Raw genomic sequence first — 20,954 nt, 5'->3', positions numbered from 1 at the left:
GTGGCCAGTCAGCCTGCGGGCGCATCAGGTTCGGGATTTGCGTTGCTGGGGCAGGCAGACTCGGCCTACACCAGCCGCATCTCGATGGTCGATGCCGCGCAGAAGTCGCTCGACCTGCAGTACTACGCCATCAAGCAGGACGCGAGCACCGACGCCCTGCTGGCCCGCGTGCGTGCGGCGGCACAGCGCGGCGTGCGCGTGCGCATCCTGCTCGACGATCTGAACGCCAGCGGTCGCGACGCGCATGTGCTGCGCCTCATGGCCGACCGCAACATCGAGATCCGCATGTTCAACCCGCTGCCGGGCATGCGCGGATCGATGCTCGGTCGCATCCTGGGTTCGCTGGGCGATGTCGACCGGATCCAGCAACGCATGCACAACAAGGTGTTCATCGCCGACGGCGCGCTGGCCATCACGGGCGGGCGCAACATCGGCGACGCCTATTTCGGCCAGGGGCAGGATAGCAACTTCGTCGACCTGGACATCCTCGCTGCGGGCGCGATCGTGGGCGATCTGTCACGCAGTTTCGATGCCTACTGGAACAACAAGCTCGCCTATCCCGTCGAATCGCTCTTGAGCCAGTCCGAGATGGAAAAGCTCCTCGGGCCTGTGCCGGAAGTCGCCGTACCCAAAAAGGAAGTCAGTAGCGAGGCAGGCACCACCGCGCAGGACAAGACGCCCGCGCCCAAACCGCCTTTGCCGGACACGCCATCGACCATCGACGAAGGCATCCGCACCGGTCGGCTGGCCCTGACCTGGGCACCGGCGCTCATGCTGGTCGACAAGCCCGGCAAGCTCGACCCCGACAAGGAAGCCCCGCCCGAAGAAACGCAGGACACGCTGGTGGACGGCCTGTTGCGCCTGATGGCGCGGGCACGTGGCGACCTGCTCATCGTCTCGCCCTACTTCGTCCCCGGACCACGCATGATGGAAGAGTTCGCTGCACTGCGGAAACGCAATGTGCGTGTGCGCGTGCTGACCAATTCGCTCGCATCCAATGACGCCCCGATCGCCCACGTCGGCTACGCGCGCTACCGGCATGACCTCATCAGGATGGGCGTGGAGCTGTACGAGATGCGCGCCGAGTCGCAGGCGGCCGGCGGGGCTTTCGGTTCGTCAGGCCTGGGTGCCAGCGCGGATTCACGCGCCAGCCTGCACGCCAAGACCATCGTCATGGATGACCGCATCCTCGTGGTCGGCTCGATGAACCTGGACCTGCGCTCGCAGTTGCAGAACAGCGAAGTGGCCTTGCTCATACGCAGCGTTTCACTCTCGCGTGCGGCGCGCGACATGATCGAACCGACGCTCGAACGGGACGCCTGGCGCATGGCGCTCGACGGCAACGGCAAACTGCTCTGGCGGGCGCCGCCGAAGTCCGGCCTGGAAGACGAGCGGAGCGAGCCTGGCGCATCGACCGGCCTGCAGATCATGCTGAAGCTGGTCTCGCCGTTCGCTCCCGACGAAATGCTCTGAGGCAAACAGCCCACATCCGATGCGGCAACCCGGGCCCGGCTGGCCTATCATCGGCACTATGCCCTCGTCCGCTTCCGCGCGTCCCATCCGCATCCTTCACCTGGAGGACTCGGCGGACGATCATGAACTGGCGCAGCTGGCGCTCAAGGAAAGCGGCACCGAATTCCGGATCGTGCGCACCGACACGATGGCCGACTTCATGGCCCGCCTGCAAAGCGGCCACTATGACGTGGTGCTGGCCGACTACCACCTGCCCGGCTTCACCGCGCTGGAAGCCTGGAACGAAAGCAGCCAGTTGCCGCGCGTGCCGCCCTTCGTGCTGCTGTCCAGCGCCATCGGCGACGAGAACGTGGTCGATGCGCTGCGCAAGGGCGTGAGCGACTTCGTGCGCAAGGACAACCTGGGCAAGCTTGCGCATGTGGTGCACAGCGCCATCGAAGCGCGCCAGCGCCGCGACGCGAAGGAGCGCTCCGACGCCGAACTGGCCGACGCGGTTCGCCGCTCGACCGAGCTGTCCGAATACCTGCAGATGCGCATCGAGGAAGAGCGCACCTCCCTTGCGCGTGACGTGCACGACGAGATCGGCGGCGCGCTCGCTGCGGTGAAGTTCGACCTCGCATGGATTTCGCGCCACAGCAAGGAGCCGGGCACGAAGGAGCATGTGAACACCGCGCTCGAGATGCTGCGCCACGCCATCGACGCGAGCCAGCGCATCGTGCTCGACCTGCGCCCACCCATCCTCGACCAGGGCCTGGTCACCGCCATCGACTGGCTGGCCCGCAACTTCGAGAAGCGCACCGGCGTCGCCACCAGCTTCAAGTCGAGCCACGAGAAGATCCGTGCGCCGGACGCCATCCAGCTCGTGGCCTACCGGACCGCACAGGAAGCCCTGACCAACATCGCCAAGCACGCCGAGTGCAACAACGTCACCATCGACCTGTCCGACGCCGAAGGCGTGCTGACGCTGGAAGTTGCCGACGATGGGCGCGGCCTGCCGCGCGAGGCGCTGGACAAGCCCAAGGCCTTCGGCCTCAAGGGCCTGAGCGAACGCGCACGCATGGTGGACGGCTGGCTCGACATCTCCAACCGCGACGGCATCGGCACGGCCATCATCCTGTCCGTGCCGCTGCATCCGGTGCAGATTCCGCTGGCCGGCGTTGCGAAGGGCGCCGCATGATCCACGTCGTTCTGTGCGACGACCACGCCGTGGTGCGTCGCGGCATCCGCGACACGCTGGCCGAGGCGACCGACATCCGCGTCACCGGCGAAGCCGGCGGCTATGCCGAGTTGCGCGAAGTGCTGCGCACCGCGCAATGCGACGTGCTGCTGCTCGACCTGAACATGCCCGGCCGCAGCGGCCTCGAAGTGCTGGCCGCGCTGAAGGAAACCGACCCCGGCATCAAGGTGCTGGTGGTGTCGATGTTCACGGAAGACCAGTACGCCATCCGCTGCCTGCGTGCGGGCGCGCAGGGCTACGTCAACAAGGCCGGCAACCCGGAAGAACTGATCAACGCCACGCGCACCGTGGCGCAGGGCCGCAAGTTCGTCACACCGGAAGTGGCGCAGATGCTGGTGGAAAGCCTGCATCACCCGCTGCAGGAAAGCGCGCCGCATGCCGCGCTGTCGGAACGCGAACTGCAGACACTGGTGAAGATCGCCTCCGGCAAGAAGCTGTCGGACATCGCCGAAGAGCTCATGCTCAGCCCCAAGACGGTGAGCGTCTACCGCACGCGCGTGATGGAAAAACTCAACCTCACGTCCAACGCGGCGATCACGGCCTACGCCATCCGCAACAACCTGGTCTGAACGTGAAGGGCGCACCACTCGCAGCGCCCTCCCCCACGGTTTTCGCACCGGGCGAATTTCCTCCTCCCGGGACTTGAGCCATGCCACTGTTCGCACTGACGGTCTTCCTGTCGGCGTTCCTGCTTTTCCAGATCCAGCCGATCGTGGCGAAGATGATCCTGCCCTGGTTCGGCGGCTCGTCTTCCGTTTGGAGCGTCTGCCTGATGTTCTTCCAGCTCGAGCTGCTGCTGGGTTATGCCTATGTGCATGCGCTGTCGCGATTGCTGGCCCCACGCCGGCAGATCGCCGTGCATGGCGCGCTGCTGGCCGTCAGCCTGTTGGCCTTGCCGGTGGCCGCCAGCGCTGCGCTGCGCGATGCGTTCGGCCAGCAACCCGAGCTCGGCGTTCTGATGGTGCTGGCTGGCGCGGTCGGCGTGCCCTACCTCATGCTCTCGACCACCGGGCCGCTCATGCAGGCATGGTGGGGCCTCGTGCATCGCACGGGCAGCGGCGCCGCGCACACCTACCGGCTCTACGCGCTTTCCAACCTCGCATCCATGCTCGGGCTGCTGACCTATCCGTTCATCGTGGAGCCGGTCTGGCCATTGGAAACGCAGGCCTGGGCCTGGTCAGCCGGCTACGCCGTCTTCGTGTTGTCGTGTGTCGGCACGGCCGCCTATGCTGCGCCCCGCGTACCGAAAGCAGCCGATGCGCGAATGGCCGAAGCAGGCGCGGAACGCGCCGCGCCCGGATGGCAGCAATGCCTGCTGTGGATCGCGCTCGCAGCGACGCCCTCCATCCTGCTGATCGCGCTCACGCGCCACCTGACGCAGGACGTTGCGCCCGTGCCTTTCCTCTGGGTGCTGCCACTGGCCGTGTACCTGTCCAGTTTCATCCTGTGCTTCGATGCGCCACGCTACTACGTGCGACCCCTGTTCCTCGGTGCGCTGCCGGTGATGCTGGGTGTGGTGGTGTTCGTTTCCGTCACCGCGCTCGGCGTGCCGGCGATGGTGGCCCTCCTGTGCCTCGCGCTCTTCGTGTTCTGCATGGTCTGCCATGGCGAGCTGGTGCGCCGCAAGCCGCCGGTGGAGCACCTCACGCTCTTCTATCTGATGCTCTCGATCGGCGGCGCGGTGGGCGGGATCTTCGTCGGCCTGCTGGGGCCGATGTTCTTCCGTGGCGAATACGAACTTTCGATCGGCCTTTTCCTCTGCGCTGCGCTCACGGCCGGCATGCTCTGGCCTTCACTCGTGCGCTGGCAGCGCGTGCTGGTGCCGCTGGCGGTCTGCGGCTTCGGTGCCTGGCTCGCATTCGACGAATGGGAGGCGCTGCACGGGTACCGGGCCGTCATGCGCAACTTCTATGGGCAGTCGCGCGTCGTCGACACGCACTACGACGTGGCCGGTCCGGTGCGCATGATGCGGCACGGCGCCATCAGCCACGGCGAGCAGTACCTCGGTCCCGGCATGAAGAACCAGCCCACGGCCTACTATTGCGAGCTCTCGGGCGTGGGGCAGGCCGTACGTGCGCTGCAGCGTGAAGGCCCACTGCACATGGGCGTCGTCGGCCTCGGCGCTGGCACGCTCGCTGCCTACGGGCGCGCGGGGGACCGGCTCCGCCTGTACGAGATCAACGAGCAGGTGATGCATCTCGCGCGCACCGAATTCAGCTTCCTGGGCGACACACGCGCGACCATCACCGAAGCCTTGGGCGATGGCCGCCTTCTGCTCGAGCGCGATCCGCCGCAGGACTTCGACCTGCTGGTGATGGACGCCTTTTCCGGCGATTCGATCCCCGTGCACCTGCTCACGCTCGAGGCCCTGCGCGACGACTTGCGGCACCTCAAGCCCGATGGCATGCTCGCGGTGCACATCACCAACACCTACCTCGACCTGCGGCCCGTGATGGCCGCAGCGGCGAAGGACCTGGGATTGCAAGCGAAGCTCTACGAAATATCACCCGACGACAAGGATGTCTTCTGCCGCCACTCCTCATGGGTGCTGCTCATGCGGCCCGGGCGCGCCGCGCGCATGCCGCCAGGGCTTGCGGCCGGTGAGCCGCTCGTGCCCAGGCCCGGCTTCCGAACCTGGACCGACGGCTTCTCCAACCTGATGGGAATCCTGAAGTAGATCCTGAAGTTGCAGCAGCGCACTGGCGCTCAGCGCGTCGCGAACATGTCGATCGTGCGCTCGAGCAGCATCACGAGCGGCTGCTCCATCATCGGCAGCGTCGCCACCAGGCCGACCATGCCCATGACCAGCGTCACCGGGAAGCCCACGGCGTAGATGTTCATCTGTGGCGCAATGCGCGAGACGATGCCCAACGCCAGGTTGACGAACAGCAGCAGCGCCACCATCGGCAGTGCGATCCACAGCGCACTCGCAAAGAGCTCGGTGCCGAGTTCGTGCAGGCGCAGCCTGGTCATCGCCTCGATGAAGCTGCCGTCCGCCGGGAAGCTCTCGAAGCTGCGGATCACCGCCATCAGCACCATCAGGTGGCCGTTGATGACGACGAACATCAGCACCGAAATATTCCCGAGGAAGCGCGACACCGCATTGCTCTGCGCATTCGTGCCCGGGTCGAAGAAGGCCGCGAAATTCAGACCCATCTGCAGGCCGATGAGTTCGCCCGCGAGTTCCACCACCGCGAACACCACACGCACCGCGAAGCCGATGGCCACGCCGATGGCGATCTGCTGCACCACGGCCGACAGTGCCTGCGGGCCGTTGAGGCTGATCACCGGCTGGTTCGCCAGCGTGGCCTGCGCCGACAAGGCCACCAGGAACGCCAGCCCGATCTTCGCGCGCATGGGAATCGCGCGCTGCGAGAACACCGGGGCCACGCTGAACATCGCCAGCACGCGCAGGAACGGCCAGATGATCGGCGACAGCCACGCCATCAGTTGCGATTCGGAGAAGGTGATCACGGCAGCGGCCCGTTGCCGTCAGGCGACGAGCGAGGGGATGGATTCCAGCGTGCGGCGCACGTAGTCCACCAGCGTGCTCAGCATCCACGGGCCGGCGATGGCGAACACCAGCACGGCCGCGATGAGCTTGGGCACGAAGGACAGCGTGTTCTCGTGGATCTGCGTGATGGCCTGGAAGATGCTGACCACGAGGCCCACCACCAGCACAGCCAGCAGGATGGGCAGCGACACCATGAGCAGCATGACCAGCGCATCGCGCCCGACGGTCAAGACCATTTGTGCGTTCATGGTGGCGCTCCTAGGTGACGAAGCTGGCGGCCAGCGAACCGAGCAGCAGGTTCCAGCCGTCGGCCAGCACGAACAGCATGAGCTTGAACGGCAACGCCACCAGCACGGGCGACAGCATCATCATGCCCAGCGACATCAGCACGCTGGAGACGACGATGTCGATCACCAGGAACGGGATGAAGATCATGAAGCCGATCTGGAAGGCGGACTTCAGCTCGCTCGTCACGAACGCGGGGATCAGCACGCGCATCGGCGCGGTCTGCGCGGTGACGGTCGGCTCCAGCTTGGCCAGTCGGGCGAACAGCGCGAAGTCGGACTGGCGCGTCTGCTTGAGCATGAACTCGCGCATCGGCGCTTCGGCGCGCTCCATCGCCTGCTCGAAGCTGGCGGCGTTGGTGGTGTAGGGCACGTAGGCGTCGCGGTACACGCGGTCCAGCGTCGGGCCCATCACGAAGAAGGTGAGGAACAACGACAGGCCGATGATCACCTGGTTGGGCGGCGCGGACTGCGTGCCCAGCGCCTGGCGCAGCAGCGACAGCACGATGACGATGCGAGTGAAGCCCGTCATCATCAGCAGCACGGCCGGCAGGAAGGACAGCGCGGTGAAGAACAGCAGCGTCTGGATCGGCACCGAATAGCTGGTGCCCGACGGGCTGTTGGAGATGATCAGCGGCAGCTGGCCGCCGGCGCCCGGCGCAGCCTGCGCCCACACATGCGACGGCAGCAAGGCCAGCGCCATGGCCGGCACGGCCAGGGCGGACACCACTTTCAGCAAGCGACGCAGGTCAGGCACGCGGCGTCCCTTCAGGCAGCACGAAGACGGGCTCTTGCGGCGTGGTTGCCGGCGCGGTTGCCGGCGATGTGGCCGTGGGCGCAGCGGCGGCGCCCGCCGCCACCGGAATGCTGTGCAGGCAGCTGATGCCCTGGCCGGTCACACCCAGCACGAGCCAGGTGCGTGCATTCTCCGGACCGACTTCCACGGTCACCACGCGTTGCTGCGGACCGACCGCGATGGCCGACACCAGCTTCGCCGATGCCGGCACGGCACCCGTCACGCCGGCCTGCTTGCGCTGCAGCCAGCGCAACGCCACCGGAAAAAGTGCCAGCACGCCGATGAAAACGACGATGAGAAACAGCGACTGCGCCATGGAGCCGTTCATAAAAAAGGGGGGAGGGAAAAAGATCAGCCGTTGTTCACGCGACGCAGGCGCTCGGACGGCGTCACCACGTCGGTCAGGCGGATGCCGAACTTGTCATTCACCACCACCACTTCGCCCTGGGCGATCAGATAGCCGTTGACCAGCACGTCCATCGGCTCACCGGCCAGCGCGTCGAGTTCGACCACCGAGCCTTCGGCCAGTTGCAGGATGTACTTGATCGGCACCTTCTTGCGGCCCAGTTCGACCGAGAGTTGCACCGGGATGTCCAGCACGCGCTGGATGTCCTGCAGCGGCGCATTGGCCGGCGCGGCACCGCCGGGCTCCTGGCCGTCGAGCGGCTGGGCCCAGCCGGCCTGGGAAGATTGTTCATTCGCCATGGTTTTCTCCAGGAGCGCCCAAGCACTCGTCGACACGGATCGCGTACTTTCCGTTGTGCGTGCCGTACAGGCACTTGAATAGGGGAACGCCGTCCACGCTGGCTTCGATGCGCGGCTCGCGGTCCAGCTCGATGAAATCGCCCGGCTGCATGGTCAGCAGCTGCTCGATGGTGACATCCGCTGTCGCCAGCTGCGCGGACAGCGTGATCTCGGCGGACTGGATCTCGCGCGTGAGGCGCGACACCCAGCGGCGGTCGATCGCCTCCACGTCGCCCAGCGGCGATGCGTACAGCAGGTCGCGCATCGGCTCGAGCGCGGTGTAGGGCATGGCGATGTGGATCGTGCCGGTGAGCTCGCCCACGGCGATCTCGAATGACGTCACCACCACGATCTCCAGCGGACCGCATACGGCCGCGAACTGCGGCAGCGTCTCGGACCGCACGAAGGCCGGTTCGAATTCGTGGATGCCCTTCCAGGCACGCTTGTATTCCTCGCACGCCACCTTCAGCAGCCGCGAGAGCACGCGTTGTTCGGTGGCCGAGAGTTCACGCGCTTCCAGGTCACCCCGCAGGATGCCCGGGCCGCCGTACAGGCCTTCGACCATGCCGAACAGCAGCGGCATGCCGCAAGTCACGAGGCCATGGCCGCGCAACGGATTGAGCGTGATGATGTTCAGGTGCGTCGGATGCTCCAGCGAGCCCATGAACTCGCTGTGGCGCTGCACGCTCACCGCCCCGGCCTTCACATCGGCATGACGACGCAGCATGGTGAACAGGCCCGACTGGAAATAACGGGCGAAGCGCTCGTTGACGATGTCCATCGTGGGCATGCGGTCCGAGACCACACGCTCCTTGCTGACCAGGTCGTAGCGCTGCATGCCACCGGCCGCCGCAGGTGCGGGCGGGGAAGCGGCTTCTTCGGCAGCTTGTTGGGGGGCTTCTTGCGCTTCGCTCATGCCGGGTAACGTCGGTAGTTGGCGTCCGTCGATGGATTACTGGATGATGAAACTGGAGAACAACACGCCGCGTACGGGGTTGGCCTCGTCCTTCGCCGCTTCCCTGGCGACGGCCTTCTTCATCGGCACCTCGTCGGTGGCACCTTCCTTGGCAGCTTCCCTCGGCGCTTCCTTCACCGGCTCCGGCGGGATGAAGCCCAGCGGACGGCCGACTTCGCCGGCGATGTCGCGTGCGAGCTTTTCCTTGCCGGGACGCGTGAGCAGCTCTTCCGACGTGCGCTGCGACACCAGCAGCAGGATGGCGCTGCGGATGGAAGGAAGGAAACTCTTGATCTTGTCCGCCGCCTTTTCATCGGACAGCTCGACGGTGATGCCCAACTGGGCGAAACGTTCGCCGCCCGGGTCGGCCAGGTTGACCACCATGGTTTCCATGGCCATGTAGGTCGGCGCCTTCGCCGGTTCCGGCTTGGCGACGTGTTCTTCGGCGGTGGCCGGTTTGCGACCCAGGAAATACCAGCCCCCGCCGGCGGCTGCTGCGCCGATGACGGCCGCGAGCACGCCGATCAGGACGACTTTGCTTCCGCCCTTCTTCGGTTTTTCTTCAGTGGTGGCATCAGACACGGTGGGGACCTTTCACGAGGGTAAGGGCGCATCCGCTAGTGGCACGGCGCCTGACCCCGTGCGCCCATTATTCGGGGAAGGCAAAAACTTTAGCGCCCGAATAAAGGCGGAAAAGCCCGTCTTTCGCCAGTTTGCCCCACATCAAACGTACAGGTCCACCGATCGCCCGGCGCTGCCGCCGATCAATGCCGACGGCCGCGCAGGCTGGGCCACCGGGATTTCCACGCGGCCGCTGCGGCCACGCTCCCCCGTTCCCGGGCCGCCGCCGCCGTCGTTGCCGTACCCCTGGCCGGCGTTCTGGCCCTGGGCACTGAATGAATCGACAGTGACGCCGGACAGCACCACGCCTTCGTTGCCCAGCAGTTCGCGCAGTTGCGGCAGCGCACTGCCCAGCAGCTCGCGCGTCGCGCCATGGCCGGCGCGGAAGGCGACGTGCGCCTCGTTGCCCGTCATGGAAACGCTCACCTGCACCTGCTGGCCTTCGTGGAGGTCCAGCGACAGCTCGGCGTTCTGTGTCTTCTGCGACAGCCAGTAGGTGACCTGCGCGGCCATGCGGTCTTCCATGCTGGCGCCGCCGGCGTCGATGTTCGCAGTGGCCACGGGCATGGCGGCGTCCGCGGTGAGCGCGTGGCGGCTCATGGCACTGTCGGCCGCACCGGTGCCGGCGGCAGCCGCTGCACCGAGCGCGCTGTACCCGCCTTCGCCCAGCCGTTCGAAGCGGCGCAAGCTGCTGAATTCCGTGGTGGTCGCCATGCCCATCGTCTGGGCCGCAGCGTCCTGCGCGAGCATCTGCGCAGCAGCGTCGACCGCCGTCATGCGGGCCTGGCCGGCGTCCTGCGCTGCCTGGGCCGTTTCCGACTGGGCGATCTGCGAATTGAAGGCCGCCTGCTGGTTGTGCCCCTGCACCTGAGCCTGGCCTTGCATGCGGGCCTGCGAGGCTTGCAGCGCCGCCTGTGCGTTGGCGCGTGCGGCCTGGGTCGCGTCCGCCGCCAGCGTGGCGGCGCTGGCAACACCGTTGCCCGCCGTCGTCAGACCACTGGCCTTGCCTGCGGCAAAACCGGATGAGCCCACCACGCCGCCCGCGCCGAACGCCGTCGCCAGCGTGGACTTGCCGTCCGTGCCGGTGATGACATCCACGCCGGATGCCGCATCTGCACCTGTGGCGGACGCATCGGCAGTCGCTGCATCCGCAGCCTGTCCGGTGGCCGCATCACGGGAGGCATCCGCATCCGTCGCTGGCCCGGACGACGGATCGGCGGGCACGGCGTTCGCCGCATCGGTCGCGCTTGCATCGCTGGCCGTCTTCGTCTTGCTGTCGCGCTTTGCCTTCGTGCCGTTCACGCCGTCACCCGCGTCCGCGTCAGCGGCCTGGACGGCGGCATCGCCCGCATCTGCACCTTCGTCCATCCTGCTGCCCAGCATCTCCTGGAAGCTGTTGCCTTCGCCTTCCCGCGCAGCGCCGCGCGGCCTGGCCGTGGGCTGGAGGATGGAAACCGCGTCGGTCGCGCGTGCCTGTTCGACTGCCATGATCAAAGCCCCCCTGCGAGTTGTCCGCGCGCGTTCCTGCGGTATTGCAGCGCGGCGATTTCGTCCACTTGCTTCTGCTCCCTGCGGCGCTCGACGACCTGCTGTTCGCGTGCGCGGCTCTTCAGGATCTGTTGCAGGCTGTCCAGCCGCGCCTCGGCTTCGCGCAGCGTGACGGCGCGTTCTTCCACCTGGCGGGCATGCGCGTCCACCACGCCGACCTGCATGCGGATGGCCTGGTCCAGGCGCTGCATGAACTGGTAGTGATGGCGCATGAACTCGGGCGTGGAAACGCGGCCGGCCGCGGGGCTCCAGCGCGCATCGGTGTCCTGCGCATAGGTCTGCAGCTGGTCCAGCTGCATCTGCATGGCCACCCATGACTGGCGTGCGAGCGCAAGCGCCTGGACGGCCTCGTCGCGTTGCCGCGTGGCCACGCCGATCGCGGCGTTCAGTCCATTCTGGGTCGACATGCAGGTCCTTTCATTCCGTTGTCTGGCTTCAGCCTTCGTCGGCCGTGAGCAGGTTCATCATGTCGTCCATGCTCTGCGCGAGCGTGGACGATTCGCGCATGTCCTGCTGCAGGAACGAACGCATCGAAGGCTGCAGGTGGATCGCCTGGTCCAGCGCCGGGTCCGAGCCCGCCACGTAGGCACCCACGCGCACGAGATCGCGGCTCTTCTGGTAACGCGAATAGATGGTGCGGAAGCGCCGCGCCATCTCGAACTGGCCGCGCGACACCACGTTGTGCATCACGCGCGAGGCCGACTGCTCGATGTCGATGGCGGGAAAATGCGCCTCTTCTGCCAGCGCGCGCGACAGCACGATGTGGCCGTCCAGAATGGCGCGCGCCGCGTCGGCGATCGGATCCTGCTGGTCGTCGCCCTCGGAGAGCACGGTGTAGATGGCGGTGATCGAACCCACGCCGTTCAGGCCGTTGCCGCTGCGCTCCACAAGTTGTGGCAGCTTCGCGAAGACCGATGGCGGATAACCCTTGGTGGCCGGCGGCTCGCCGATGGCCAGCGCGATCTCGCGCTGCGCCATGGCATAGCGCGTGAGCGAATCCATCAGCAGCAGCACGTGCTGGCCCTTGTCGCGGAAGTACTCGGCCACGGCCGTGGCATATGCCGCACCCTGCAGGCGCAGCAGCGGCGGCGCATCGGCCGGCGCTGCGACGACGACCGAACGCTCGCGCCCGTCCTCGCCCAGGATGTCCTCGACGAATTCCTTCACCTCGCGGCCGCGTTCGCCGATCAGGCCGACCACGATGACGTCGGCGCGCGTGTAGCGGGCCATCATGCCCAGCAGCACGCTCTTGCCCACGCCCGACCCCGCGAACAGGCCGATGCGCTGGCCGCGTCCGACGGTCAGCAATGAATTGATGGCGCGCACGCCGGTGTCCAGCACTTCACGCACCGGCGCGCGCTCCATGGCATTGATGGGGGCGCGGTCCAGCGGCTCGGCCACCACATCGGTGAGCGGGCCATCGTGGTCCAGCGGAACGCCGTGCGAGTCGACCACGCGACCCAGCAGGCCGTTGCCCAGCGGCAGGCGCAGCACGCCGACGCGCGAGGCCAGCCCCGGGGGATCGGCTTCGCCCAGCGTGGGCACGGGCAGGCGCGGCGTGGCGGGCACGACGCTCGCGCCACTCGACAGGCCATGCACGTCGCCCGCGGGCATGAGGTAGGCGCGATCGGAAGAAAAGCCCACCACTTCGGCGAGCACCGGCGACTGGCCGCTTTGCGTCACGGAGCATTGAGAACCCACGGGCACGCGGATGCCCGAGGCTTCGAGCACGAGACCCGTCAGCCGCGTGAGCGTGCCACGCACTTCGAGGGGGATGTCGTCGTGCAGCCGCGCACGCGCGTCCTGCAGGAATTGCGCCCACGACGCCGGGTCGGCGCCCGGCGTGAGGTCGGTGTAGTCGACGGCATCGAGGTCCATGGTCAGGGGCCGTCCTCGGGTTGGACGTCGTCGCGATCACCGTAGTTGTCGTCCCACGGCATGTCCAGCCCCAGGCTCGACACCGCGCGCAGCCAGCGTTTCTCGAGCGTGCCGTCGACGGTGGTGCCGGTGGCTTCCACGAGGCAGTTGCCCGGCTTGAGCGACGGGTCGGCCACCCAGTTCACGCCGGCGGAGCCGAACTCCTGGCGCAACGGCACATCCAGCACTTCGAGGTCTTTCGGATGCAAGCGCACCGACGCTGTCTTGCTGTCGGCCATCAGCACGCCCAATGCCTCGCGCACCACGGGCAGCAAGGCATTCGGGTTGATGGAGAGCTCGTGCCGGACGATCTGACGCGCGATTTCGCAGGCGAGTTCGAGCACGCCCTGCGCCGTCTGTTGTTCGTTCTGCGCGAGGCCGCGCTGCGCGCCCTCGACCAGTTGCGTCATGCGCTGCGCGATGCTGCGGCCCTGGTTGCGGATGTAATCGTCCAGCTTCTGCTGGCCTTCGCGCTGGCCGAGCAGGCGGCCGACGTCGTAGCCTTCGGCATAGCCTTCCTCGTGCGCGATGCGGTATTCCTCATCGTTGCCGATGCCGTGCACCGGCTCACCGGAATCGCTGCCCTCGCCGACGGCGCCGAAGCGCCACTCGGTCACTTCGCCGAGTTCCTCGCGGGGGATGAAGCGCCCGCCGGGACGCGACTTAGACGAGGTCACCGCCACCGCCGCCACCCAGCACGACCTGGCCTTCGTCGGCCAGGCGACGCAGGGTCTTCAGGATTTCCTTCTGCTGCGCCTCGACCTCGGTCAGGCGCATCGGACCGCGCGACTCGAGGTCTTCGCGCAGCGAATCGGCAGCGCGCGAGGACATGTTGCCCAGGAACTTCTCGCGCAGCGGCGGCGCCGCGCCCTTGAGCGCGATGATGAGCGTCTCGGACGCCACTTCCTTGAGCAGCGACTGGATGGCCTTGTCGTCCAGCTTCAGCAGGTCGTCGAAGATGAACATCATGTCCATGATTTCCTGGGCCAGGTCTTCGTTCTGCATGCGCACCGCTTCGATGACCTTGGTGTCCATGCCGCCGCCCAGCAGGTTGAGCATGTCGGCCGCCGTCTTGGCGCCGCCCATCGAGGCCTTGATCGGCTTCTCACCGCCGGCCATCAGGCGGTGCAGCACTTCGTTCAGGTCTTCCAGCGCCGCGGGCTGGATGCCCTCCAGCGTGGCGATGCGGTACATCACTTCGTTGCGCATTGCGTCCGGCAACAGGCGCGCCACGTCGGCAGCCTGGTCCGGGTCGAGATGCACGAGGATGGCCGCGACGATCTGCGGATGTTCCGAGCGCAGCATCTCGGCCACGGACATCGGCTCCATCCACTTGAGGTTCTCGATGCCGGTCAGCGAGTCGTCGTCCAGGATGCGCTCGATCAGCATCGACGCCTTGTCGTTGCCCAGTGCGCGCTGCAGCACACCGCGAACGTATTCGCCGGTGTCCGAACGGAACAGGCTCTGGCCCGAGGTGGAACCGGCAAAGCGCATGATCACTTCGTCCAGCCGCTCGCGCGACACGGAACGCGTGGAGGCAATCGTCTCGCCCAGCTTCTGCACTTCCTTGGGCGAAAGATGGCGCAGGATCAGCGCTGCATCTTCCTCGCCCAGCGACATCAGCAGGATCGCGGCGTCGGTGAGTCCCTGTTCATCCATGGTCTTGTCCTGCGGGCGCGTTCATCAGGCCGGCGCGTCGCCGTGCACCCAGTTCTTCACGATGTTGGCCACGGCCGCCGGGTTCTGGCGGGCCAGCTGGCGCGCGTCTTCGATGCGCATCTGCTCCTGCGCCACCTGCGCCGCCTGCTCGGGCGACAGCAGGGCCGGCCGCACCGGCGCTTCGGACAGCACGGCGCTCAGCTGCGTGCCCACCGGCGGCGCGGGGCGGCTGGCGGCCAGCGCCTTCAGGCCCGGGCGCACGAAGCCCATGAGCACGATGACGGCCATGGCGACCAGGCCCACCGGCCAGGCGAAGCTGCGCAGCAGATCCAGCAATTCGGGGCGCTTGTAGAAAGGCACTTCGGGCGCAGGCGTCGCTTCGTTCTGGAAGGGCGCGTTCATCAGGTTGACGGAGTCGCCACGGTCCTTGTTGAAGCCGATGGACTCGCGGACCAGCGCTGTCATCTGTTCCACCTTCTCCGCAGGCAGCGCAGCCGAGGTGACCTTGCCTTCGGCGTCGGTGTTCTTCTGGTAGTTCACCACCACGGCGGCGTTGATGCGGCGGACGGTGCCACTGCCGGCGCGCACGACGCGCGTGGTCTTGTCCACTTCGTAATTGGTGATGGTCTCGCGGCGACCCCCGGCTGCAGCACCCGCCGCAGCGCCTGCACCACCCGCACCGCCTGCGGTCTGCAGCGGCTGCGCCTGGCCGTTGATCGGGGCGGACGACTGGCCCGGAGGCTGGTTGGACGTCGCACCCGGAACGCCGCTGGCTGCAGCCGCGCCGCCGGCAGCGCCGCCGGGCGATTCGACGACCTGCTGGCTCCGCACGGCGCTGTCGGTCGGCGTGAGGTTGGGCTTGTGCTGTTCCGTGGTGGACTCGCTCTGCGAAAAGTCGACGTCGGCCGTGACCTGCGCCTTCACGTTGTCACGACCCACCACGGGCTCGAGGATGTCCAGGATGCGGCGCGTGTACTGCTGCTCGAGCTGCTGCACATATTGCAGTTGCTGCGCATCGGCACCGTTGCCGTTCGCGGCGTCAGGCGAGTTGGAAAGGAGCTTGCCCGTGTCGTCCACCACGCTCACCGCAGACGGCGACATCTCCGGCACGCTGGACGCGACCAGGTGCACGATGCCTGCGAGCTGCGCGCGGTCGAGCGTGCGGCCGGGGTACAGGCTTACCAGCACCGAAGCCGTGGGTTTCTGCTGTTCACGGAAGAAGCCGTTCTGGTTGGGCAGCGCCAGGTGCACCCGCGCGTTCTGCACCGACGACACCGCCTGGATGGAGCGCGTGAGTTCGCCTTCGAGCGCACGCTGGAAGGTGACCTTTTCCTGGAACTGCGTCATGCCGAAGCGGTTGGCTTCCATCAGCTCGAAGCCATTGACCGAGCCCTTGGGCAGGCCCTGCGATGCCAGGCGCAGGCGCACGTCGTGCACGCGGTCGGACGGCACCATGACGGCACCGCCGCCTTCGGAATATTTGTAGGGCACATTCATCTGCGACAACTGCGCGATGATGGCGCCGCCGTCCTTGTCACCCAGATTGGCGTAGAGGACGCGCCAGTCGGGCGTGCGGCCGAGCACGATGGCCGCCACGGCCAGGGCGACGAGCAACGCGGCGCCAGCCGCGAGCTTCACGCGCTGGCCCGTGTCCAGGCCCGAAAAACGGGAACCCCAGGAGGAAGCAGCAGCGGGCTGGGGTACGGCGGCGGCGGTGACTTCGAGGGCTGACATGGATGTTCCGTGAAGACGGGGAGGCAACACGCACTCCCTGCACGGAACCGATTATTCGAGGCGGGCGCCAAATCATTAGGTTGATAAAGCGCCTTTTTGCAGCCCATTTCCGGGGCATGGCTTGCCCGCGGCTGCCTACGATTCACCCCACGGACCTGATCAGTCCGCCTTCCTTCTTCGGGAGAACGATCCATGGACATGCGAATTTCATCCACGACCGCGTCGCCGATTGGCGCACGCCCCGCTGCGCGCGCCACCGGCGGCACGCAGGAAGCCGGCTTTTCCAGCGCGCTCAAGGGTGCGCTTCAGTCTGTCAGCGACACCCAGAACCAGTCGTCACGCCTGCAGACGCAGGTCCAGCTGGAGAACCCCAACGTCAGCCTCGAAGAAACGATGATCGCCATGCAGAAGGCCCAGGTGAGCTTTCAGGCCGCGCTGCATGTGCGCAACCGGATGGTCCAGGCCTATACCGACATCATGAACATGCAGGTGTGAAACTGACCCCCGCGGCCGCCTTGGGAGCGGCCCGGCAGCGGCCATCTCCTTCAATGCATCACCTGCAGTTTGGGGTCCATCATGTTCTCGAAGTGGGCGAGCCACGGCTCGGCCAGCAGGCGGATTTCGGCGTCGTTGCGCAGGATGCGTTGCATGATGCGCGTCTTCTCTTCACGCTCCACAGTGCCCATCTGCTCGGTCTGCGAGCGGTAGCGCAACTGCTCGATCAGCACGGCGCAGGCGCCTTCGTGGCGCACCATTTCGTCCCAGTCGCGGTCGCGCGCGGCCTGCAGCATCCTGTAGCTGCTGTCCTCGATGGCGCGGTAGTAATCCAGCAGGTGATCAGGCATGCAGCCCTCCGGGGCCCGGGACGGACTTCACGTCCATCTCTTTCCAGGCCTGCGCCACCGGCTGGATGAGCGCGGCCACTTCGGCCAGCGCGGCATCGTCGTTGTGCAGGTTCGCGTACGTCAGGCGGTCCGAGCAGTAGTCATACAGGCGGCCGAGGTTGGCGGCGAGCTCCCCACCCTCTTCCTCGTTCAGGCCGTCCTTCAGGCCCTCCTGCACCAGGCGCACGGCGCGCCCGACCAGGCGGCCCTTGCCGGCGATGTCACCGCGCGCCAGCGCACCCCGCGCCTGGACGATCGAGGCCAGCAGACCGTCGAACAGCAGGACGATCAGCTGATGCGGCGTCGCGCCCTCCACGCCACCCTGAACACTCAGGGTGCGATAGGCGCTCGCTGCGCGTGCACTGGCCGGGGTAAACATCGGGCGACTTCCTCTCGAACTTATGCATGTTTTATCGGCATCCGGTGCCGGAAATCAAGGGAGGAAACGTCGAAAGAAGGGCCGGTCCGCAACTATTTGGCGGACGGCCTCATGTGCTCACTTCGTGGACTTGTTCCACTGCGCCACCTGCTGCTCGATGTAGGTGTTCAGCGCGTTCAGCTGTGCCATCTGGGCGTCCAGCGCGGTGTACTGGCGGCGCAGGCGGGTTTCCACCCGCTCGGCCCGGTCGTTGACCTTGTCCTGGTCCTTGGTGTTCTGCTTTTCCTCGGACTTCAGGCCTTCCGTGCGGTTGTTGATCGTGCCATTCGTGGCCAGCAGCCCGCTCATGAGGCTCTTCAGGCGCACGCCGAAACCATCCGACGTGTCGTCTTCGGTCGCGTCGCCGGTGAACAGGTTGCGCACGCTGTCCAGGTCCTTCATGGCATTGGTGAGCTTGCTGTCGTCGATGGCGAGCGAGCCGTCCTGCTGCACCGAGACGCCGATGTCCGACAGGCGCTGGAACGCGCCGCCCGAGGCGGTCGCACCGACCAGGGCGCGCAGGGCGTTCTGCATGCTGATGGCGGCCGAGTCGCCCTGCAGCAGTCCGGCTTCTTCCGCGCCGGCGTTGTACTTGGTGGCTTCGGAGATGAAGGAGACGAACGCGTTGTAGGCGGTGACGAAGTCCTGCACGGACTTCTTCATCGTCGCCGTGTCCGAGGTGATCGACACTTCCACGGCGGTGGTGGTTTCCTTGGTCGCCGTGAAGCTCAGGCCGGGAATGACGTCGGTGAAGGTGTTGCTGGCCGAGGTGATGGGCACGCTGTTGATCGTGGCCTGCGCGTCCTGGCCGTACTGCACGGTGTTGGTCGCCATGCCGAAAGTGCCGGCCTCGGGGTCGAACGCCAGGCGCGAGAGGCCCGTGCCCGACGTATCGGGCATCGTGTCGCCGTCGTTCACGGCCTGGATGCGGAAACCCGACGCCTCGCCGGTGGCGGACGAACGCACCAGCAGGCGCTGGCCGGTGGAGTCGGTCAGCACGGTGGCGGTGACGCCCGCACCGGCTGCGTTGATCTTGGCGGCGATCTGCGCGGGCGTGTCGGTCGCGGCGACCGCGACGGAGATGGCCGAACCCGCACCGGCCGTGAACGAGCCGGCATTCCATTCGCCGAGCTGGATGTCCAGCGTGCCGAACCCGACGCCCGAGGCGGACGGAAAGCTTTCCGTCGAGGTGGACTGGGCCTTGGCCAGTTGCTGCACCTGGATGCTGAAGGCGCTGGCCACCGGCGTGCTGGTGCCGCTGCCGGTCACGGACACGGCCGAGGGGTCCGACGAAGAAGCGGCCACGGCCTTCCAGTTGGTGGAAAGGGAAAGCTTGAGCGCGGTGTCCGAGAGCGTGGACGCCAGCGACTTGATCTGGCTGTAGGTGGAGATGCGCGTGGTGATCAGCGCGGCCTTGGCCTCCAGCTGCGTGAGCGGCGCTTTCTCCAGCTCGACCAGCTTGGTGATGATGCTCTCGACCTCGAGACCGCTGCCGAGGCCGATGGATGAGATGGTGGCCATGAGGACTCCTGCGCGCAAAGAAAAAGGCGGCAGCGGGAATTGTCCCGCTGCCGCCTGCCTTTGAAGGGCACAAGTGGCCTGCGAACAGGCCCCTGTTCAGCGCTTAGGCTGTTCTTAGCCTTGCAGCAGCGTCAGCACCGATTGCGGGATCGAGTTGGCTTGCGCCACCATCGCCGTACCGGCTTGTTGCAGGATCTGTGCACGCGACAGGTTGGCGGTTTCAGCCGCGAAGTCGGCGTCCTGGATGCGCGAACGGGCTGCCGTCAGGTTTTCGGACGAGATGGCCAGGTTGGACACCGTCGTTTCGAAACGCGACTGCAGGGCACCGAAGGCAGCACGCTGGCCGTTGACGATGGCGAGCGCCGCGTCCACGATCTTCAGCGTGATGGTGGCTTCGTCGACCGTCGTGACGTCGATGGTGTTCACGGCTTGCAGCGTGGCGGTGAGGCCACCGGTTGCCAGCGCGGAAGTACCGGCAACGGTGTAGCCCTTTTCGGACGTGAACTCGAGCGTGCCGCGGGTCACGGCCTGCGCACCTGCAGCAGCAGCTTGCGAGGCGCCGAAGGTCAGCGTGCCGCTGGACAGCGTGGTGGGCGCGTTCTGCGCAGCCAGCGTGATGCCGGCGGCCGAGGTGGCGCCGTTGGCGACGGTGATGTCGGAGCCGCTTTCGCTGGTCAGCACGATGCCGCTGTTGGCGCTGTTCAGCTTGGCGGTGACACCGGTTTGCGATGCCACGTCGTTGATGGCCTTCACGGCTTCGGCCAGGCCGGCAGCCGTGCCGACGGCGGACACGTTGAACGTGACGTTGGCAGCCGTCGTGTTGGAGCCGGTCAGCGCCAGGGCGAAAGCACCCGTGCCGGCGAAGGTCAGTTGCGACACGTTGCGGGCAATGGCCGACACGCCGGTGGCTTCGGTCTGCGAGTTGATCGCGGCAGCGGCGGTCGCGGCCGTATCGGCAGCGACCAGCGTCACGGTGCGCGACTGCAGGCCGTTGATGATCACGGTGCCTGCCAGCGACGTGGCGGTGGCAGCAGCGACCACTTGCGCCGACTCGACCATCTGCGAACCGTACGTGGTCGTGCGGAAGTTGCTGGTCGTTGCGGTGATGGTCTGGTTGGCGTTGGCGCCGACCTGGAACGTGGCGGAACCGAAGGAACCGTCCAGCAGCTTCTGGCCGTTGAACTCGGTCGACACGGCGATACGGTCCAGCTCGGACAGCAGTTGGCCGACTTCCTGCTGCAGCGCCTTGCGGTCGCTGGCGGAGTTCGTCGCGTTGGCGGATTGCACAGCCAGTTCACGGACACGTTGCAGGATGGTGCTGGCGGAGCCCAGGGCGCCTTCAGCGGTTTGCGCCAGCGAGATGCCGTCGTTGGCATTGCGCGATGCCTGGTTCAGGCCGCGGATCTGCGAGGTGAAACGCTCGGCGATCGCGAGACCGGCGGCGTCGTCCTTGGCGCTGTTGATGCGCAGGCCAGAGGACAGGCGGGAAATGGAAGTAGCCAGCGACGACTGGTTGGCCGTCAGGTTACGTTGTGCCGTCAACGAGTTGACGTTCGTATTGATGATAGAGGGCATGTTTAGCTCCTTAAAGCTGTTCAATCCGGCATTGCTGCCAATCTCAACGCCAGCCTTTCGGCTGGCACCATGAC

Annotated in this window: 22 protein-coding genes (1 of these 22 only partly in view); 5 read left to right on the top strand and 17 right to left on the bottom strand. The window is 66.7% G+C overall.

The window, feature by feature from the left end; translation table 11 throughout:
• From ACO2Q9_RS11990 to ACO2Q9_RS11975, 4 genes are all read left to right on the top strand, one after another.
• Positions 1 to 1,473, top strand: the 3' portion of a protein-coding gene (locus ACO2Q9_RS11990) for a phospholipase D family protein (RefSeq protein ID WP_423311606.1). 174 nt of this gene lie to the left of the window's left edge; only the last 1,473 of its 1,647 coding nucleotides appear in the window; the start codon falls outside the window, past its left edge; its stop codon occupies positions 1,471 to 1,473.
• Between the two features lie 58 nt (positions 1,474 to 1,531).
• Positions 1,532 to 2,650: an ATP-binding protein gene (locus ACO2Q9_RS11985; protein ID WP_423311604.1), complete on the top strand. Its 1,119-nt coding sequence runs from the start codon at positions 1,532 to 1,534 to the stop codon at positions 2,648 to 2,650.
• Positions 2,647 to 3,279, top strand: coding sequence for a response regulator (locus tag ACO2Q9_RS11980; protein WP_423311602.1), 633 nt, complete (start codon positions 2,647 to 2,649; stop codon positions 3,277 to 3,279). Before ACO2Q9_RS11985 ends, ACO2Q9_RS11980 begins: the two co-directional genes overlap by 4 nt.
• Before the next feature lie 80 nt (positions 3,280 to 3,359).
• A complete protein-coding gene (locus ACO2Q9_RS11975; RefSeq protein ID WP_423311600.1) occupies positions 3,360 to 5,387 on the top strand; it encodes a spermidine synthase in 2,028 nt (675 codons plus the stop codon).
• A 29-nt stretch (positions 5,388 to 5,416) separates the two neighbouring features.
• Here ACO2Q9_RS11975 and fliR read toward each other — a convergent pair whose 3' ends face one another.
• From fliR to fliF, 13 genes are all read right to left on the bottom strand, one after another.
• On the bottom strand, positions 5,417 to 6,184 hold the full coding sequence (gene fliR, locus ACO2Q9_RS11970) for a flagellar biosynthetic protein FliR (protein ID WP_423311598.1): 768 nt from the start codon (positions 6,182 to 6,184) through the stop codon (positions 5,417 to 5,419).
• Between the two features lie 18 nt (positions 6,185 to 6,202).
• The gene (gene fliQ, locus ACO2Q9_RS11965; RefSeq protein WP_423311596.1) at positions 6,203 to 6,472 is read right to left on the bottom strand and encodes a flagellar biosynthesis protein FliQ; all 270 of its coding nucleotides are present in this window, start codon (positions 6,470 to 6,472) and stop codon (positions 6,203 to 6,205) included.
• A 10-nt stretch (positions 6,473 to 6,482) separates the two neighbouring features.
• Complete coding sequence (gene fliP, locus ACO2Q9_RS11960) at positions 6,483 to 7,211, bottom strand: flagellar type III secretion system pore protein FliP (RefSeq protein WP_423312472.1); 729 nt, start codon at positions 7,209 to 7,211, stop codon at positions 6,483 to 6,485.
• Between the two features lie 46 nt (positions 7,212 to 7,257).
• Positions 7,258 to 7,620 (bottom strand): FliO/MopB family protein, encoded by a 363-nt coding sequence (locus ACO2Q9_RS11955; RefSeq protein WP_423311594.1) that lies wholly within the window; start codon positions 7,618 to 7,620, stop codon positions 7,258 to 7,260.
• 35 nt (positions 7,621 to 7,655) lie between these two features.
• Positions 7,656 to 8,009 (bottom strand): flagellar motor switch protein FliN, encoded by a 354-nt coding sequence (gene fliN / locus ACO2Q9_RS11950; protein ID WP_423311592.1) that lies wholly within the window; start codon positions 8,007 to 8,009, stop codon positions 7,656 to 7,658.
• Entirely contained in the window at positions 7,999 to 8,964 is a 966-nt protein-coding gene (gene fliM / locus ACO2Q9_RS11945) for a flagellar motor switch protein FliM (protein ID WP_423311590.1), read from the bottom strand. The genes fliN and fliM overlap by 11 nt, the downstream gene beginning before the upstream one ends.
• 36 nt (positions 8,965 to 9,000) lie before the next feature.
• On the bottom strand, positions 9,001 to 9,585 hold the full coding sequence (locus ACO2Q9_RS11940) for a flagellar basal body-associated FliL family protein (protein ID WP_423311588.1): 585 nt from the start codon (positions 9,583 to 9,585) through the stop codon (positions 9,001 to 9,003).
• A 141-nt stretch (positions 9,586 to 9,726) separates the two neighbouring features.
• Complete coding sequence (locus ACO2Q9_RS11935) at positions 9,727 to 11,112, bottom strand: flagellar hook-length control protein FliK (protein WP_423311586.1); 1,386 nt, start codon at positions 11,110 to 11,112, stop codon at positions 9,727 to 9,729.
• Positions 11,113 to 11,114: 2 nt separating this feature from the next.
• Positions 11,115 to 11,579 carry a flagellar export protein FliJ gene (gene fliJ, locus ACO2Q9_RS11930; RefSeq protein ID WP_423311584.1) on the bottom strand — a complete coding sequence of 155 codons (465 nt, stop codon included), beginning with the start codon at positions 11,577 to 11,579 and terminating at the stop codon, positions 11,115 to 11,117.
• A gap of 28 nt (positions 11,580 to 11,607) precedes the next feature.
• Positions 11,608 to 13,050 (bottom strand): flagellar protein export ATPase FliI, encoded by a 1,443-nt coding sequence (gene fliI, locus ACO2Q9_RS11925; protein ID WP_423311582.1) that lies wholly within the window; start codon positions 13,048 to 13,050, stop codon positions 11,608 to 11,610.
• 2 nt (positions 13,051 to 13,052) lie between these two features.
• Positions 13,053 to 13,766 carry a FliH/SctL family protein gene (locus ACO2Q9_RS11920; protein WP_423311580.1) on the bottom strand — a complete coding sequence of 238 codons (714 nt, stop codon included), beginning with the start codon at positions 13,764 to 13,766 and terminating at the stop codon, positions 13,053 to 13,055.
• Positions 13,753 to 14,748, bottom strand: coding sequence for a flagellar motor switch protein FliG (gene fliG / locus ACO2Q9_RS11915; RefSeq protein WP_423311578.1), 996 nt, complete (start codon positions 14,746 to 14,748; stop codon positions 13,753 to 13,755). Before fliG ends, ACO2Q9_RS11920 begins: the two co-directional genes overlap by 14 nt.
• A gap of 24 nt (positions 14,749 to 14,772) precedes the next feature.
• Positions 14,773 to 16,482, bottom strand: a complete 1,710-nt coding sequence (fliF, locus tag ACO2Q9_RS11910; protein WP_423311576.1) for a flagellar basal-body MS-ring/collar protein FliF — start codon at positions 16,480 to 16,482, stop codon at positions 14,773 to 14,775.
• Between the two features lie 192 nt (positions 16,483 to 16,674).
• On the opposite strand from fliF, the gene fliE reads away from it, so the two are divergent.
• Entirely contained in the window at positions 16,675 to 16,977 is a 303-nt protein-coding gene (gene fliE, locus ACO2Q9_RS11905; RefSeq protein ID WP_423311574.1) for a flagellar hook-basal body complex protein FliE, read from the top strand.
• Positions 16,978 to 17,027: 50 nt separating this feature from the next.
• On the opposite strand, the gene ACO2Q9_RS11900 is transcribed toward fliE, so the two are convergent.
• The 4 genes from ACO2Q9_RS11900 to ACO2Q9_RS11885 form a co-directional block, all read right to left on the bottom strand.
• The gene (locus ACO2Q9_RS11900) at positions 17,028 to 17,327 is read right to left on the bottom strand and encodes a flagellar protein FliT (RefSeq protein ID WP_423311572.1); all 300 of its coding nucleotides are present in this window, start codon (positions 17,325 to 17,327) and stop codon (positions 17,028 to 17,030) included.
• Positions 17,320 to 17,745, bottom strand: a complete 426-nt coding sequence (gene fliS, locus ACO2Q9_RS11895) for a flagellar export chaperone FliS (RefSeq protein WP_423311570.1) — start codon at positions 17,743 to 17,745, stop codon at positions 17,320 to 17,322. The genes ACO2Q9_RS11900 and fliS overlap by 8 nt, the downstream gene beginning before the upstream one ends.
• A gap of 117 nt (positions 17,746 to 17,862) precedes the next feature.
• A complete protein-coding gene (gene fliD / locus ACO2Q9_RS11890) occupies positions 17,863 to 19,305 on the bottom strand; it encodes a flagellar filament capping protein FliD (RefSeq protein WP_423311568.1) in 1,443 nt (480 codons plus the stop codon).
• 114 nt (positions 19,306 to 19,419) lie between these two features.
• Positions 19,420 to 20,880, bottom strand: coding sequence for a flagellin (locus tag ACO2Q9_RS11885; RefSeq protein ID WP_423311566.1), 1,461 nt, complete (start codon positions 20,878 to 20,880; stop codon positions 19,420 to 19,422).
• Positions 20,881 to 20,954 lie beyond the last annotated feature (74 nt).

It is taken from the genome of Variovorax sp. VNK109 (assembly GCF_049445855.1).
Lineage (GTDB): Bacteria > Pseudomonadota > Gammaproteobacteria > Burkholderiales > Burkholderiaceae_C > JAGOCV01.
This window is presented reverse-complemented; position numbering and strand designations above follow the sequence as displayed.

Excerpts from the sequence above, each read along its gene's own strand:
- ACO2Q9_RS11985 (WP_423311604.1), top strand. The coding sequence starts at position 1,532 with ATGCCCTCGTCCGCTTCCGCGCGTCCCATCCGCATCCTTCACCTGGAG.
- ACO2Q9_RS11980 (WP_423311602.1), top strand. The coding sequence starts at position 2,647 with ATGATCCACGTCGTTCTGTGCGACGACCACGCCGTGGTGCGTCGCGGC.
- ACO2Q9_RS11975 (WP_423311600.1), top strand. The coding sequence starts at position 3,360 with ATGCCACTGTTCGCACTGACGGTCTTCCTGTCGGCGTTCCTGCTTTTC.
- fliQ (WP_423311596.1), bottom strand. The coding sequence starts at position 6,472 with ATGAACGCACAAATGGTCTTGACCGTCGGGCGCGATGCGCTGGTCATG.
- fliP (WP_423312472.1), bottom strand. The coding sequence starts at position 7,211 with ATGGCGCTGGCCTTGCTGCCGTCGCATGTGTGGGCGCAGGCTGCGCCG.
- ACO2Q9_RS11955 (WP_423311594.1), bottom strand. The coding sequence starts at position 7,620 with ATGGCGCAGTCGCTGTTTCTCATCGTCGTTTTCATCGGCGTGCTGGCA.
- fliN (WP_423311592.1), bottom strand. The coding sequence starts at position 8,009 with ATGGCGAATGAACAATCTTCCCAGGCCGGCTGGGCCCAGCCGCTCGAC.
- fliM (WP_423311590.1), bottom strand. The coding sequence starts at position 8,964 with ATGAGCGAAGCGCAAGAAGCCCCCCAACAAGCTGCCGAAGAAGCCGCT.
- ACO2Q9_RS11935 (WP_423311586.1), bottom strand. The coding sequence starts at position 11,112 with ATGGCAGTCGAACAGGCACGCGCGACCGACGCGGTTTCCATCCTCCAG.
- fliJ (WP_423311584.1), bottom strand. The coding sequence starts at position 11,579 with ATGTCGACCCAGAATGGACTGAACGCCGCGATCGGCGTGGCCACGCGG.
- fliI (WP_423311582.1), bottom strand. The coding sequence starts at position 13,050 with ATGGACCTCGATGCCGTCGACTACACCGACCTCACGCCGGGCGCCGAC.
- fliG (WP_423311578.1), bottom strand. The coding sequence starts at position 14,748 with ATGGATGAACAGGGACTCACCGACGCCGCGATCCTGCTGATGTCGCTG.
- fliF (WP_423311576.1), bottom strand. The coding sequence starts at position 16,482 with ATGTCAGCCCTCGAAGTCACCGCCGCCGCCGTACCCCAGCCCGCTGCT.
- fliE (WP_423311574.1), top strand. The coding sequence starts at position 16,675 with ATGGACATGCGAATTTCATCCACGACCGCGTCGCCGATTGGCGCACGC.
- ACO2Q9_RS11900 (WP_423311572.1), bottom strand. The coding sequence starts at position 17,327 with ATGCCTGATCACCTGCTGGATTACTACCGCGCCATCGAGGACAGCAGC.
- fliS (WP_423311570.1), bottom strand. The coding sequence starts at position 17,745 with ATGTTTACCCCGGCCAGTGCACGCGCAGCGAGCGCCTATCGCACCCTG.
- fliD (WP_423311568.1), bottom strand. The coding sequence starts at position 19,305 with ATGGCCACCATCTCATCCATCGGCCTCGGCAGCGGTCTCGAGGTCGAG.
- ACO2Q9_RS11885 (WP_423311566.1), bottom strand. The coding sequence starts at position 20,880 with ATGCCCTCTATCATCAATACGAACGTCAACTCGTTGACGGCACAACGT.